This is a genomic window from Cupriavidus sp. KK10, from assembly GCF_018223725.1.
Taxonomy (GTDB): Bacteria; Pseudomonadota; Gammaproteobacteria; order Burkholderiales; family Burkholderiaceae; genus Cupriavidus; species Cupriavidus necator.
Genome location: NZ_CP073677.1, coordinates 103759 through 116789, shown reverse-complemented (window position 1 = coordinate 116789; position 13031 = coordinate 103759). Strand labels below are relative to the sequence as shown.

Annotated in this window: 14 protein-coding genes; 5 read left to right on the top strand and 9 right to left on the bottom strand. The window is 69.5% G+C overall.

Annotation, left to right across the window (positions count from 1 at the left end):
- Positions 1 to 40 precede the first annotated feature (40 nt).
- Both KB879_RS00565 and KB879_RS00560 read right to left on the bottom strand, forming a co-directional pair.
- On the bottom strand, positions 41 to 883 hold the full coding sequence (locus tag KB879_RS00565) for a type III pantothenate kinase (RefSeq protein ID WP_211980533.1): 843 nt from the start codon (positions 881 to 883) through the stop codon (positions 41 to 43).
- On the bottom strand, positions 880 to 1761 hold the full coding sequence (locus KB879_RS00560) for a biotin--[acetyl-CoA-carboxylase] ligase (RefSeq protein WP_211980532.1): 882 nt from the start codon (positions 1759 to 1761) through the stop codon (positions 880 to 882). The genes KB879_RS00565 and KB879_RS00560 overlap by 4 nt, the downstream gene beginning before the upstream one ends.
- Positions 1762 to 1933: 172 nt before the next feature.
- Between KB879_RS00560 and KB879_RS00555 the strand changes: the two genes are divergently transcribed.
- The 5 genes from KB879_RS00555 to KB879_RS00535 are packed head-to-tail and all read left to right on the top strand — an operon-like array spanning position 1934 to position 6847.
- Positions 1934 to 3070, top strand: coding sequence for an ABC transporter permease (locus KB879_RS00555; protein WP_211980531.1), 1137 nt, complete (start codon positions 1934 to 1936; stop codon positions 3068 to 3070).
- Entirely contained in the window at positions 3067 to 3939 is an 873-nt protein-coding gene (locus KB879_RS00550; RefSeq protein WP_013955220.1) for an ABC transporter ATP-binding protein, read from the top strand. The genes KB879_RS00555 and KB879_RS00550 overlap by 4 nt, the downstream gene beginning before the upstream one ends.
- Complete coding sequence (locus KB879_RS00545) at positions 3936 to 4877, top strand: MlaD family protein (RefSeq protein ID WP_013955219.1); 942 nt, start codon at positions 3936 to 3938, stop codon at positions 4875 to 4877. Before KB879_RS00550 ends, KB879_RS00545 begins: the two co-directional genes overlap by 4 nt.
- 10 nt (positions 4878 to 4887) lie before the next feature.
- The gene (locus KB879_RS00540; protein WP_211980530.1) at positions 4888 to 5577 is read left to right on the top strand and encodes an ABC-type transport auxiliary lipoprotein family protein; all 690 of its coding nucleotides are present in this window, start codon (positions 4888 to 4890) and stop codon (positions 5575 to 5577) included.
- A gap of 19 nt (positions 5578 to 5596) precedes the next feature.
- Positions 5597 to 6847, top strand: a complete 1251-nt coding sequence (locus KB879_RS00535) for a VanZ family protein (protein WP_211980529.1) — start codon at positions 5597 to 5599, stop codon at positions 6845 to 6847.
- A gap of 11 nt (positions 6848 to 6858) precedes the next feature.
- Here the strand turns inward: KB879_RS00535 and pcp are convergent, their stop codons facing one another.
- The 7 genes from pcp to lipA all read right to left on the bottom strand — a co-directional run bounded on the left by pcp (position 6859) and on the right by lipA (position 13011).
- Positions 6859 to 7509 (bottom strand): pyroglutamyl-peptidase I, encoded by a 651-nt coding sequence (gene pcp / locus KB879_RS00530; protein ID WP_211980528.1) that lies wholly within the window; start codon positions 7507 to 7509, stop codon positions 6859 to 6861.
- 15 nt (positions 7510 to 7524) lie between these two features.
- Positions 7525 to 8475 (bottom strand): DUF979 domain-containing protein, encoded by a 951-nt coding sequence (locus tag KB879_RS00525; protein ID WP_013955215.1) that lies wholly within the window; start codon positions 8473 to 8475, stop codon positions 7525 to 7527.
- A 10-nt stretch (positions 8476 to 8485) separates the two neighbouring features.
- Positions 8486 to 9214, bottom strand: coding sequence for a DUF969 domain-containing protein (locus KB879_RS00520; RefSeq protein WP_013955214.1), 729 nt, complete (start codon positions 9212 to 9214; stop codon positions 8486 to 8488).
- A 100-nt stretch (positions 9215 to 9314) separates the two neighbouring features.
- Positions 9315 to 10055: a 5-oxoprolinase subunit PxpA gene (gene pxpA, locus KB879_RS00515; RefSeq protein ID WP_013955213.1), complete on the bottom strand. Its 741-nt coding sequence runs from the start codon at positions 10053 to 10055 to the stop codon at positions 9315 to 9317.
- A 55-nt stretch (positions 10056 to 10110) separates the two neighbouring features.
- Positions 10111 to 11130 carry a biotin-dependent carboxyltransferase family protein gene (locus KB879_RS00510; RefSeq protein WP_211980527.1) on the bottom strand — a complete coding sequence of 340 codons (1020 nt, stop codon included), beginning with the start codon at positions 11128 to 11130 and terminating at the stop codon, positions 10111 to 10113.
- Positions 11127 to 11774 carry a 5-oxoprolinase subunit PxpB gene (pxpB, locus tag KB879_RS00505; RefSeq protein WP_114133774.1) on the bottom strand — a complete coding sequence of 216 codons (648 nt, stop codon included), beginning with the start codon at positions 11772 to 11774 and terminating at the stop codon, positions 11127 to 11129. The genes KB879_RS00510 and pxpB overlap by 4 nt, the downstream gene beginning before the upstream one ends.
- A gap of 241 nt (positions 11775 to 12015) precedes the next feature.
- The gene (gene lipA / locus KB879_RS00500) at positions 12016 to 13011 is read right to left on the bottom strand and encodes a lipoyl synthase (protein WP_013955210.1); all 996 of its coding nucleotides are present in this window, start codon (positions 13009 to 13011) and stop codon (positions 12016 to 12018) included.
- Positions 13012 to 13031 lie beyond the last annotated feature (20 nt).

Genomic DNA, 13031 nt, shown 5'->3' with positions numbered 1-13031 from the left:
GTCGGGGTGGATTGAGGCGTGTGAGAAGTTGCGCTGCGCGCTAGGCGCCGGCCGATGCCATCGCGTGCAGGCCAAGCAGCACCAGATTATCGTGCATCTCGAACGGCACCGCGAGCGCGCCAGCCAGCGCGCCGCGGGCACCGCCGGACAGCAGGCAGCGCACGGGGCGACGCGCCGGCCCGCGCTCGCCCAGCGCGCGCCAGGTGCGTTCGATGGCGCCGGCCTGCGCGGCCAGGCAGCCTGCGGCAATGGCGTCGTGCGTGTTGTCGGCCCAACGCAGGTGCGCGCCCGCCACGGTGCCGGCATCGTCCACGTCCAGTGCCGGCAGCTGCGCGGTGTTGCGCGCCAGCGTGCCCAGCATCAGTGCCAGGCCGGGCAGGATCAGGCCGCCTTCGAAGCGCGCGCTGCCGTCCGCCGCGGCCGTGACGATATCCAGCGTGGTGGCGGTGCCCGCGGTCACCACCAGCAGCGTGTCGTGCGGCAGCCAGCGGTGCGCGCCGATGGCGCCGACCCAGCGGTCCACGCCCAGTTGCGTGGGCTCGCGGTAGCCGTTGGCCAGGTTGCCTTGCGCGGCGGCGCTGCGCACCCATTGCACCGGCGCACAGCCCCCGAAGGCCTCGGCCAGCGCTGCATCCACGGCGGCCGCAATCACCGGTCCGGCGACATTGCTGATCCACACCGACGGCATCGGCCCGCTGCCGCGCAGCGCGCGCAGGTCAGCGGCCAGCGCCTGCAGCGCGCCGGCGTCGGCATGGGCGACCGCGCCGCCGTGCTGCCACGGCGTGGGCAGCGCGTCAGTGGCGGGCAGCGCCGCACCGGCTTCGCACCAGGCCCACTTGAGGCGGGTATTGCCGATATCGATCAGCAGGTGCGGCGCGCTCATGCGGTGCCTCCCTGCCCCGGCGCGGGCCGCAGCGACAGCTCGCCGCTGGCGATGCGCTCAAGCCCCGCCGGCGTTTCCAGCAGCAGGTGGCCGGCCTCGTCGACGCCGCGCGCCATGCCTTCGGCGATCACCTTGCCCTCGTGCAGCAGCCGCACCGGCTGGTCGCGGTAGGCATCGGCCGCGGACCAGCGCCGCGCCATCGGCCCGAAACCGTGCGCCAGGAACGCGGTGCGCATGGCCGCCAGCCGCTCCAGCAGCGCGGCCAGCAGGCGCGGGGCATCGCGCTGCGCGTCGAAGCCGGGCATGGCCTCGGCCACGCCCGCCAGCTCGCGGCCCAGTGCCGCTTCCATCTGCGCGTCGCGCACCAGGTTCAGGCCGATGCCGATCACGGCCCAGACCCGCTGCGGCCCGGCGGGCACCGCCTCGATCAGGATGCCGGCCAGCTTGCGCTCATCGATCTGGAGGTCATTGGGCCATTTCAGCCCGATCCGTGCGCCGAGGCCCGCCTCGACATCGCCCAGGGCCTCGGCCAGCGCCAGGCCCACGGCCAGGCTCAGGCCGCTCAGCTGCGCCGGCGCCAGCGCCAGCGGCAGTGCCACCGAGAAGGTCATGCCTGCCTGCCCCTGCCACGGCCGGCCCTGGCGCCCGCGCCCGGCGGTCTGGCGGTAGGCCAGGCGCAGCCTGCCGGCGTCGGACCACGGCGCCTGGCGGCAGGCCGCGGTCAGGTCGGCATTGGTGGAGCCGGTTTCTTCCACCAGCTCCAGCGTCCAGTCGCTCAACGCGGGCGACAGCATGCCGCGCAGCGCGCCGGCATCGATGCGCCAGTTGGCGCCGGATGGGGAGGAAGGGTCGGATGGAGTCGGAGGAACGGCGGACATGCGCGGCAAAGGGCTGGGATCGATGGCGATCGTGGAAAACACAGGCGGGGGCAGGGCTGAGCCCCAAGTGCCTGCTGCAGATGCCGCATTGTAGCCGCGCCGCCGCCTCGGCACGGCGCGGTCGCGCCAGCGGGGCGGGTGGCTTAGAATCGAGACTCGGCCATCACATCGCATGCCCTTGGAACGCCAGACGACGCCAGACTTCCATATCACGCGCGGGGACGGAACCGTCAGCGTAGCGCTGCGTGGCGACTGGACCGCGCTCGCCCTGGCCGGCTGCCACCAGGCGCGGCAGCTGCGCGCGAAACTGCATGAGCTGGCGCAGGCACCAGACAGCGCGCAGTGGTCGCTGGCCGGCGTCGAGCGGCTGGACCATATCGGCGGGCAACTGCTGTGGCAGGCCTGGAACGGCGCGCTGCCGCAGCGGCTCGATGCCAGCGAAGGCCAGCGCCGCGTGTTCGAGCGCATCGCCGCAGTGCACGACGAGGGCTGGAAGAAGCACATGGTGGACCGCTTCAACCCGGTTACGCTGTTCGGCGCGAGCGTGCTGTCGTTCGGCGCGCAGCTGGGCCGCGGCGTCAGCATGCTGGGCCAGCTGACCTTCGACCTGCTGCGCTTTGCACGCATGCCCCAGCGCGGCCCCTGGCGCGAGATCTCGGCCAATATCTACAACGTGGGCTACAAGGCGCTTGGCATCACCGCGCTGGTCGGCTTCCTGATCGGCATCGTGCTGTCGTACCTGTCGGCCAACCAGTTGCGCACGTTTGGCGCCAGCACCTTTATCGTCAACATCCTGGGCATGGCGGTGATCCGCGAGCTGGGGCCGGTGCTGGCGGCGATCCTGATCGCGGGCCGCTCGGGTTCGGCCATCACCGCGCAGATCGGCGTGATGCGCGTGACCGAAGAGCTCGATGCGATGCTTGTGATGGGCATCTCGCACGGCTTCCGGCTGATCATGCCGCGCGTGATCGCCCTGGCCATCGCCATGCCGCTGCTGGTGGCCTGGACCGACGTGATGGCGCTGGCGGGCGGCATCCTGGCCGCGCGCTGGCAGCTGGGCATCAGCGCCACCTTCTTCCTGCGCGAGCTGCCCGATGCGGTGCCGGTGGCCAACCTGTGGCTCGGACTGGGCAAGGGGGTGGTGTTCGGCATCCTGATCGCGCTGACCGCATGCCACTTCGGGCTGCGCATCAAGCCCAATACGCAAAGCCTGGGCGAAGGCACCACCGCCTCGGTGGTGACCGCGATCACCATGGTGATCCTGGCCGACGCGGTCTTCGCCATCCTGTTCAAGGACGTGGGCCTGTGAGCGCGGCGCAAGCGAACGCCACGCCGGACGGCAAACCCGGACGCAAGCCGGACCGCAAGGCGGACCGCACCCCGGTCATCGAGGTGCGCGACCTGGTCAAGCGCTTCGGCAAGGCGGTGGTGCATGACCATGTGAACCTGGACGTTTACCGCGACGAGGTGCTGTCCATCGTTGGCGGCTCGGGCAGCGGCAAGACCGTACTGCTGCGCCAGATCGTGGGGCTGGAGCGTCCCACGTCGGGCTCCATCAAGGTGTTCGGCGAAGACCCGACCCGGCTGCGCCCGGCGCAGCTGCAGGCGCTGCGCAACCGCTGGGGGCTGCAGTTCCAGCGCGGCGCGCTGTTCTCGGCGCTGTCGGTGATCGACAATATCGCGCTGCCGCTGCGCGAGCTACGCGCGCTGCCCGACAACCTGATCTGCCAGGCGGCGCTGCTCAAGCTGCAGCTGGTGGGGCTGTCGGCGCGCGATGCCGACAAGATGCCGGCGGACCTGTCCGGGGGCATGATCAAGCGCGTGGCGTTGGCGCGCGCGCTGGCGCTGGAGCCGGAACTGCTGTTCCTGGACGAGCCCACCGCCGGGCTGGACCCGATGGCTTCGGACGACTACGTGCGGCTAATCCGCGAACTGCGCCGCGAACTGGGCCTGACCGTGGTGATGATCACGCACGACCTGGACACGCTGGTGGCATTGTCCGACCGCGTCGCGGTGCTGGCGGACCACAAGGTGATCGCCGCGGCGCCGATCCCTGAAGTGGTGAAGGTGGACCACCCCTTCATCCGCGAGTATTTCCTGGGCGAGCGCGCCCAGCGCGCCATGCAGGCGCTGCCACCGCACGGGCAGCCGGATGCGGCGCCCCCTGGAGAAGCATGATGGAAAACAAGTCACACGCGTTCCTTGCCGGCGTGTTCACCATCGGCCTGGCCGTGCTGGTGTTGTTCGCAATCTTCTGGTTCAGCAGCGACCACGCCGTGCGCGTGCCATACGACCTGATCACGCGCGCCACCGTCAACGGCCTGCAGCCGCAGGGCGACGTGAAATACCGCGGGCTGGCGGTGGGCAAGGTCGAGTCGATCAAGTTCGACCCGCAGGTGCCGGGCCAGATCATTGTGCGCGTCAACGTCAACAAGGACACGCCGATCACGCGCACCACCTATGGCACGCTGGGCTTCCAGGGCGTGACCGGAATCGCCTACGTGCAACTGGACGACAGCGCCACGCACGACGGCGCCACGGCTTCGCCGCCGCTGCCGACCTCGCCCAAGGCGGTGGCACGCATCGCCATGCGCCCCGGCTTCTTCGAAGAGCTGGAAAAGCGCGGCGATTCGCTGCTGACGCAGGTCGAGACCATGATGACCTCGCTCAACGACATGTTCCAGAGCGCCAACCGCACTGAGCTGATGGCCGCGATCCATGCGGTGCGCAAGACCGCGGAAGACTACTCGCGGCTGTCCGATTCCCTGGGCCCGGCCGCCAACCGGCTGCCGAAGGTGACCGAGAACCTGAACGCCACGCTGGAATCGACCCGGCGCCTGACGCAGGAGCTGGCCAACCCCAACGGCACGGTGATGCGCACCGTCGACAGCGTCGGGCGCGACATGCAGGGCGCGGCCTCGTCGGTGCAGTCCGCGGCAGGCACCTTCAGCGAAGAGACTCTGCCGCAGCTCAATGGTCTGGCGCGCGACGCGCGCCAGACCGCGCGCACCTTCGAGCGCGCCGCCGGCCAGTTCAACGAGAGCCCGAGCAGCGTGCTGTTCGGCGCGCCCGCGCCTGCCCCGGGCCCGGGCGAGCCGGGCTTCAGCGCACCATAGCGCGGCCCGCATGCCACCCCTCACCCGATACCGCCAACCGCGAGATACCGCCGTGAACCCTGCGACCGAGATGCCACGCTTTCTCCGATCCGCGCGCTCCCGCCTCCAGGCCGCCCTGCTGCTGGCCGCCGCGGGGCTGGCGCTGTCGGGCTGCGCGCTGACGCGCGGCAACAACCCCACCGTCACCTACGATCTCGGCCCGCCGGCCGCCGCCACCCCCGGCAACGGGAACCCCGCGCCGGCGCGGCTGCCCAAACTGCGCGTGGCACAGACCGACGGGCCCAACTGGCTGGACGGCAACGCCCTCTTCTATCGGCTGCAGTATGCGCAGGCGCAGCGCCTGCAGGCCTACGCCACGCAACGCTGGGTGATGTCGCCCACGCGCCTGTTCGACGAGCGGCTGCGCGAGGCCGTGGCCGCGCGCGGCACGCTGAGCTGGTTCGGCGACAGTAGCGTGCCGGCGTTGAAGGTGGACCTGATCGAGTTCGACCAGGTGTTCGACAGCGCCACCACCAGCGAAGGCGTGGTGCGGCTGCGCGCCACGGTGTTCCAGCAAGGCATGCTCGGCCAGCAGACCTTCGAGGCGCGCCGGCCCGGGGCCAGCGCCGACGGGGCCGGCGGCGTCAAGGCGCTGGCCGAGGCCAGCGACGCGGTGATCGCGGCGCTGCTCGACTGGGTCGGCACGCTGCGGCTAAAGTAAACACGCAAGGAGACACGCCATGGAGCCGGCTCCCCCGCCGCCCTCCGCGCCGCCCCCGGCGGCTCAGCCAACGCCGGAAGCCAGCGGCCCGCAGCACTCGCCGCTCGCCCGCGTGGGGCTGATTTGCTTCACGCTGCTGGTCGTGTACGCCAGCCTGTACCCGTTCTCGGGCTGGGTCGACAACGGCGTTTCGCCGTTTGCCTTCCTGAGCGCGCCCAAGCCGCGCTACATCACCGACTTCGACCTGCTGACCAATGTGCTGGGATACTTCCCGTTCGGCGCGCTGGTGGTGCTGTCGCTGCATCCGCGCATGTCGGGCGGGCGCGCCACGCTGGTGGCACTGGTGGCCGGGGCGCTGCTGTCGGCCTGCATGGAGGCCTTCCAGACCTGGCTGCCAAGCCGCATCTCCTCCAATATCGACCTGATCACCAATGCGCTGGGTGCGCTGCTGGGCGGCGCGGTGGTGGCGCCGTTCACCCGGGCACTGATCGACGACGGGCGCCTGACGCGCCTGCGCCATGCGTGGTTCGAGCCCCACGCCAGCTTTGCCATCATCCTGCTGCTGCTGTGGCCGTTTGCGCAGGTGTTTCCGCAAGAGCACCTGTTCGGCATGGGCGGCATCGTGCGCGAATGGCTGACCGACCCGGAATCCTGGCCGATGCAGGTGCTGCAGATGGTGTTCCCGCAGCTGGAGGCCTGGCAGGACCATATCGGCTTGCGGCCCGAGGACATGCAGAGCCAGCAGTTGCTGGAATCGCTGGTGACCGCCAGCAGCTGGGTCGGCACGGGCCTGTTTGCCTCGATCGCGATGCGCCGCAGCGCGCCGATGCTGCGCATCCTGGCCGGCCTGCTGGCGGCGGCGCTGCTGCTCAAGGCCACTGCTGCCGAACTGCAGTTTCCGTCCGAGAGCGCCTTTGTCTGGCTGTCCGAAGGCGGGCGCTTTGCCTTGCTGACCAGCTCGCTGGTGCTGGCGCTGCTGCTGTACCTGCCACGCTGGCTGCGCGCGGTGCTGGCGATGGTGGCGCTGATCGTGCTGGTGGTGCTGACCAATGTGCTGCCATCCAACCCCTATGCGTGGATCTCGGAGCAAGGCTGGCGCATGGGCCGCTTTATCCACTTCAACAGCCTGGCGCAATGGCTGGGCTGGCTGTGGCCGTTCCTGGCGTTCTGCTATGTGATCTGGCGCTTCGAACAGGTCAGCCTGCGCCGCCACGCCAGGAAAAAGGCCGCGGCGCGCCGTGAGGCGGCCGCGGCCGGTACCCAGGAATAGCGCTGGCGGGCCTAGTGCAGTTGGCCGCCTTGCTCGCGCACATCGGCGCGGGTCGACAGCGCCGTCGCCACCGCCGCGCGCAATCCCTTCACCAGCGTTTCCTGCGCCAGGCTGGGCTGGCCCGGATGGCGCGCCGCCTGCTCGGGCAGGTAGGGGATGTGGATGAAGCCACCGCGCACGTCGCCATCCGGCTGCTGCGCCAGCCGGTACATCAGCCCGTAGAAGACATGGTTGCAGACGAAGGTGCCGGCGGTCTGCGAAACCGAGGCCGGCACCCCCGCCGCGCGCATGTCGCGCACCATCGCCTTGATCGGCAGCGTGGCAAAGTAGGCGGCCGGGCCGCCTGCGACGATGGCGGTATCGATCGGCTGGGCGCCGGCGTTGTCGGCAATGCGCGCATCGTCGACATTGATCGCCACGCGCTCCACCGACATCTCGGCGCGCCCGCCAGCCTGGCCCACGGCGATCACCAGCGCGGGCCGCAGCACGTCGACCAGCTCGCCGATGGTGTCGATCGCCGCGCCGAACACGCACGGCAGCTGCCGCGCCACGATCACGGCGTCGCCCACGCGCTCGCCGTCGAGCGCGCGCACGGCCTCCCATGAGGGATTGATCGGTTCATTCTCAAACGGCTCGAAGCCGGTCAGCAGCACAGTACGCATGGCGGGGCTCCGCGGTTACATCAGGAAGTACAGCAGCGCGATATTGGCCACCAGGATCGCCAGCGCGGTCGGCACCTGCGCGCGGATCACGGCGTTCTTGTCGTCGAGTTCCAGCAGCGCCGCCGGCACGATATTGAAGTTGGCCGCCATCGGCGTCATCAGCGTGCCGCAATAGCCCGAGAACATGCCGATCGCCGCCATCACCGCCGGGTTGCCGCCGAACATGCCGACCAGGATCGGCACGCCCACGCCGCCGGTCATCACCGGGAAGGCCGCGAAGCCATTGCCCATGATCACCGTGAACAGCGCCATGCCCACGCAGTAGACCGCCACCGCCACCAGCTTGTAGTCCATGTTGATATAGGCGGTGGACAGGTGCGCCACGGCCTTGCCCACGCCCGCGTCGGCGAACACCAGGCCCAGCATCGCCAGCATCTGCGGCAACACCAGTGCCCAGCCCAGCGACTCGGTCAGCCGGCGCGACTCGCGCAGGCCCTGCGCCACGGTGTCGCGCGTGAGCCAGCACACCACCGCCAGCGAGATCAGGCAGCCGATCCCCAGCGAGACAAAGGTCACGTTCTTGGGATCGAGCAGCGGCAGGCCGGCGATCTTGACGTTCTTGAACAGCATGGTGCCGATCACGGTCACCAGCGGGATCAGCAACGCCGGGATGAACAGCTTGTTGCCCAGGCGGCGCGCGCTGGCGCGGCGCTCTTCCTCGGGCAGGCTGTGGTGCTTGCCGTGGCCGACGCCGCCAAAGCCCGCAATCAGCGCCATCACCACCGCGCCGATGCCGACCGCGGCCGGCGGCAGCCGGTCGCCAATCAGGAATACGATCGCGTACAGCAGCCAGAACAGGCCGGTGCTGAGGCGGCGCGGATGCTCGCGGTCGGCGAAGGTCATCAGCGCGGTGATCGCCAGCACCAGGCCGGCGAGCCAGTAGAGATATTCGATGGAAATGATCATGGCGCGCTCCTTACTCGGCGCTCTTGGCAGGCACGGCGGCCGCGGCGGCCTTGCCGCCCAGCTCGCGCTCGAGCCAGCGGTCCAGGCGCTTCAGGCGCACGGCGTGGATCAGGAAAGCGCAGATCGCGGTGGGGATGCCCCACACGGCAATACGCAGCGGCTCCACGTCGATGTTCGACGACAGCAGGAAGGTGTGCATCAGCGCGATCGCGCCGAAGGCCACGAAGATGTCCTCGCCAAAGAACAGGCCGACATTGTCGGTGGCGGCGCAGAACGCCAGGATGCGCTGGCGCACCGGCTCGGGCAGGTGGCCGAAGCGGTTCTCGGCCGCGCCCTCGGCCATCGGCGCCAGCAGCGGGCGCACCATCTGCGGGTGCCCGCCCAGGCTGGTCAGGCCGATCGCGGCGGTCAGCTCGCGCACGCCCAGGTAGACGATCAGCAGGCGGCCAACCGTGGCCGACGCGATGCGCGCAATCCATGCCTGCGCATGCTCGCGCAGCCCGTGCCGCTCCAGCAGGCCGATCACGGCCAGTGGCAACAGGATGATCAGCGGCAGGTTGCGCGCCTTGACGAAGGCGGTACCGATCGCCGAGAAGATCTGCATCAGCGGCATCGGCGCGGCCAGCCCCGTGGCCAGCGCGGCGAGCACCACCACCAGCATGGGATTGAAGCGCAGCACGAAGCCGATGATGATGACGCCGACCCCGACAAGGGGCCAGAGATTGACTGCCTGTTCCATAAGAGACACCAAACGAGTGTGATGGAGGCGAGCGGACGGCAGCCGTCTTACCGCACGACGGGGCCGGCCGCAGTGGATGCTGGCGGTTGAGACGGAGTGCTCAGTCGCCGGCGCGGACCGCGATGCCTTCCGCGCCCAGCCGTTCCCGGATGCGGCGCGCAAAGGCCAGCGCGTGGGCGCCGTCGCCGTGCAGACACACGGTTTCGGCTTGAATCGGTACCCAGGAGCCGTCGATGGCGCGCACGCGTTTCTCGCGCACCATGGTCAGGGTCTGGTTCAGGGCGACTTCCTCGTCCTCATGCAGCGCGCCCGGCGTGCCGCGCTTGACCAGCGTGCCGTCGGGGTTGTAGCCGCGGTCGGCAAAGACCTCCTGCTTGACGCGCAGGCCGGCCTCCTTGGCGATATCGATCATCTGGCTGCCGGCCAGGCCGAAGAACACCAGGTCAGCATCGACGTCGCGCACCGCGCGCACGATCGCGCGGGCCAGCGCCGGATCGCGCACGGCCTGGTTGTACAGCGCGCCATGCGGCTTGACGTGATGCAGCTCGCCGCCCTGCGCGCGCACGATCGCGTCGAGCGCGCCGATCTGGTACAGCACGTCGGCGTAGACGTGTTCCGGGTCGCGCTGCATCTCGGTGCGGCCGAAGTTCTCGCGGTCGGGGTAGCTCGGGTGCGCCCCGATCGCCACGCCGCGCTCCAGCGCCCACTTCACCGTCCGCACCATGGTAGCCGCGTCCCCCGCGTGCCAGCCGCATGCGATATTGGCCGAACTGATCAGCGCCAGCAGCGCCTCGTCGTTGTCACAGCCTTCGCCAAGGTCGGCGTTCAAATCGATATGCATTGCCATTCTCCTGTGCGGCGCATTGCGTCGCCCGATTGCTATCGCGCGTGCGCGCCTATGCGGCCACGCGCGTGTGTGCGCGCCGCCGCGCGCCGATGGGCATGCCATCGCCCTGCCACCGCAGCGCCTGGTCGATCTGGCGCAGGTAGCGCTCCAGCTCGGCCTGCGCCGCCTCTGCCTGCGCCAGCGTCACCTGCACGAAACGCACCGGCGCACCCAGCGGCACCTGCGCCAGCCGCCACAGGTCCGCGCCGATCACCACGCCGATCTTGGGGTAGCCGCCAGTGGTTTGCGCATCGGCCATCAGCGCGATCGGCTGGCCGCCCGGCGGCACCTGCATCACGCCCGGCACCACGCCATGCGACAGCAGGTCGGCGCTGCGCTCGGCGCGCCGCGCCAGCGCGGGCCCATTCAGGCGCAGCCCCATGCGGTTGCTGTTGGGCGTGACGGTCCAGTCGGCCTGCCACAGCGCGGCCTGCGATGCCGCGTCGAAGTCCTCATATTCAGGCCCCGGCAGCATCCGGACCGGCGTGGCCTTGCCCTCGATGCTGGCGGGCAGCGCCCACGCCGGCGCCTGCACGCCGATCCAGTCGGTCTCGGCCACCAGCCCCGGGCGTCCCGCCGGCAGGCGGTCGCCTTCCTGCAGCGCGCGCCCGCCCAGCCCGCCGAAGCCTGACTTCAGGTCGGTGCTGCGCGAGCCCATCACCGGCTCGACGTCGATGCCGCCCGCCACGCACAGGTACACGCGCGTGCCGCCGCGCGTCGACGGCAGCGTCAGCGTCTCGCCCTTGTGCACGTCAAAGGCATGCCACGACCACACCGGCACGCCGTCCAGGTTGGCGCCGCATTCGGCACCGGCCAGCGCCAAGCGCATATCGGCATGGAAGCGCAGCGCGGCGCGGCCCAACGTGAATTCAATGGCGGCGCAGCCCGGCGCATTGCCGAGCAGGCGGTTGCCGACTTCCACCGCCAGCATGTCCATCGCCCCGCAACGGCCGACGCCAAAACGGCGAAAGCCGGTACGGCCCAGGTCCTGCACCGAGGCGAGCGCGCCGGGACGAATGATTTCGATCACGCGATGACTTCCTCGGCGACAAAGCGCACGGTATCGCCGGGCGCAAACAGGGACGGCGGATCCCGGTCCGCCACGAAGAGCTCGGCGTCGGTGCGCCCGATCAGCTGCCAGCCGCCCGGCAGCACCGCAGGATAGATCCCGGTCTGCTCGCCGCCAATGCCGACCGATCCGGCCGGCACCGCCACGCGCGGCTCACGCCGGCGCGGCGTGGCCAGCTCCGGCGCCAGGCCGCCCATATAAGCAAATCCCGGCTGGAAGCCCAGGAAGTAGACGACGTACTCGCCGGCAGCGTGGCGGCGCACCACTTCCTGCGGCGTCAGCCCGGTATGGGCCGCCACATCGCCCAGGTCCGGGCCATGCTCGCCGCCGTAGCGCACCGGGATCTCCACCAGCTTGCCGGTGGCATTGCGCGCCTCGCCGGAGGCCCACGCGAGCTTCAGGTTGCGTTCCAGCGCGTCCACGTCGGCGCTGCCGTCGAAGATCACGGTCAGGTTGTTCATGCCCGGCACCACGTCAACCACCCCGCGCCAGTCCGCGGCCCGGGCAGCCATCGCCCAGATGCGGCGCTGGACCTCCAGCGAGGCGGGGGGAGCCACGCTGTACAGCAGTGCCTGCTCGGCGAGTCGGTGGACGGTGCAGTTCATGGGATTCCCGGTAGCTCATTTGCTACCAGTTTAGGCAGGCAAGCCGGAATGTGACGTGTTTGTATTTCATCGATAATTTATCGATGAATTCATCATATCGAAATGAGACGAGGAGAAACAGTCAGGATTGACCCTAGGGGCGCAAGGGCCACTGCGACCTGCTGCACCATGGCTGGGCACCAAAGAAAAACGGCCGGGAAATCCCGGCCGTCTCGGCTCAATCAGTGTGCAGCGCTGTTGCTCAGGCAAACCCCGCCTGATGCGCCTGTTGGTCAGCATGGTACGAGCTGCGCACCATCGCGCCCACCGCGGCGTGGGTGAAGCCCATCTTGTAAGCCTCTTCCTCGAACATCTTGAACGTGTCGGGATGCACGTAGCGCAGCACCGGCAGGTGGTGGTTCGACGGCGCCAGGTACTGGCCGATGGTCAGCATGTCGATGTCGTGGGCGCGCATGTCGCGCATGACCTCGAGGATTTCCTCGTCGGTCTCGCCCAGGCCCACCATCAGGCCGGACTTGGTCGGCACGTTGGGGTTGCGGCGCTTGAATTCCTGCAGCAGCTTGAGCGAGTGCGCATAGTCCGCGCCCGGGCGGGCCTGCTTGTACAGGCGCGGCACGGTTTCCATGTTGTGGTTCATCACGTCCGGCGGGCACGCCTGCAGGATGTCCAGCGCCTTGTCCAGGCGACCACGGAAGTCGGGCACCAGCACTTCGATGCGGGTAATGGGCGACAGCTCGCGCGTCTGCGAGATGCAGTCGACATAGTGCTGGGCGCCGCCATCACGCAGGTCGTCGCGGTCGACGCTGGTGATGACCACGTAGTTCAGCTTGAGCTGGGCGATGGTGCGGGCCAGGTTGCCCGGCTCGTTCACATCCAGCGGATCGGGGCGGCCGTGGCCGACGTCGCAGAACGGGCAGCGGCGCGTGCACTTGTCGCCCATGATCATGAACGTGGCGGTGCCCTTGCCGAAGCATTCACCGATGTTCGGGCAGCTGGCTTCTTCGCACACCGTCACCAGGTTGTTGGCGCGCAGAATGTCCTTGATCTCGTAGAAGCGTGAGCTGCCGGTGGCGGCCTTGACGCGGATCCAGTCCGGCTTCTTGAGCTTTTCGGCCGGCACGATCTTGATGGGGATGCGTGCGGTCTTGTCGGCCGACTTCTGCTTGCGGGTCGGGTCATACTGCTCCGCGGGGGACTGCGGGGCTTCGCTGGAAGTGGCGATCAGGGCGTCGCTCATACATTTCTCCGCACGCGCTC

Coding starts and splice junctions, on each gene's coding strand:
- KB879_RS00565 (WP_211980533.1), bottom strand. CDS start 883: ATGAGCGCGCCGCACCTGCTGATCGATATCGGCAATACCCGCCTCAAG.
- KB879_RS00560 (WP_211980532.1), bottom strand. CDS start 1,761: ATGTCCGCCGTTCCTCCGACTCCATCCGACCCTTCCTCCCCATCCGGC.
- KB879_RS00555 (WP_211980531.1), top strand. CDS start 1,934: ATGCCCTTGGAACGCCAGACGACGCCAGACTTCCATATCACGCGCGGG.
- KB879_RS00545 (WP_013955219.1), top strand. CDS start 3,936: ATGATGGAAAACAAGTCACACGCGTTCCTTGCCGGCGTGTTCACCATC.
- KB879_RS00540 (WP_211980530.1), top strand. CDS start 4,888: ATGCCACCCCTCACCCGATACCGCCAACCGCGAGATACCGCCGTGAAC.
- KB879_RS00535 (WP_211980529.1), top strand. CDS start 5,597: ATGGAGCCGGCTCCCCCGCCGCCCTCCGCGCCGCCCCCGGCGGCTCAG.
- pcp (WP_211980528.1), bottom strand. CDS start 7,509: ATGCGTACTGTGCTGCTGACCGGCTTCGAGCCGTTTGAGAATGAACCG.
- KB879_RS00525 (WP_013955215.1), bottom strand. CDS start 8,475: ATGATCATTTCCATCGAATATCTCTACTGGCTCGCCGGCCTGGTGCTG.
- KB879_RS00520 (WP_013955214.1), bottom strand. CDS start 9,214: ATGGAACAGGCAGTCAATCTCTGGCCCCTTGTCGGGGTCGGCGTCATC.
- pxpA (WP_013955213.1), bottom strand. CDS start 10,055: ATGCATATCGATTTGAACGCCGACCTTGGCGAAGGCTGTGACAACGAC.
- pxpB (WP_114133774.1), bottom strand. CDS start 11,774: ATGAACTGCACCGTCCACCGACTCGCCGAGCAGGCACTGCTGTACAGC.
- lipA (WP_013955210.1), bottom strand. CDS start 13,011: ATGAGCGACGCCCTGATCGCCACTTCCAGCGAAGCCCCGCAGTCCCCC.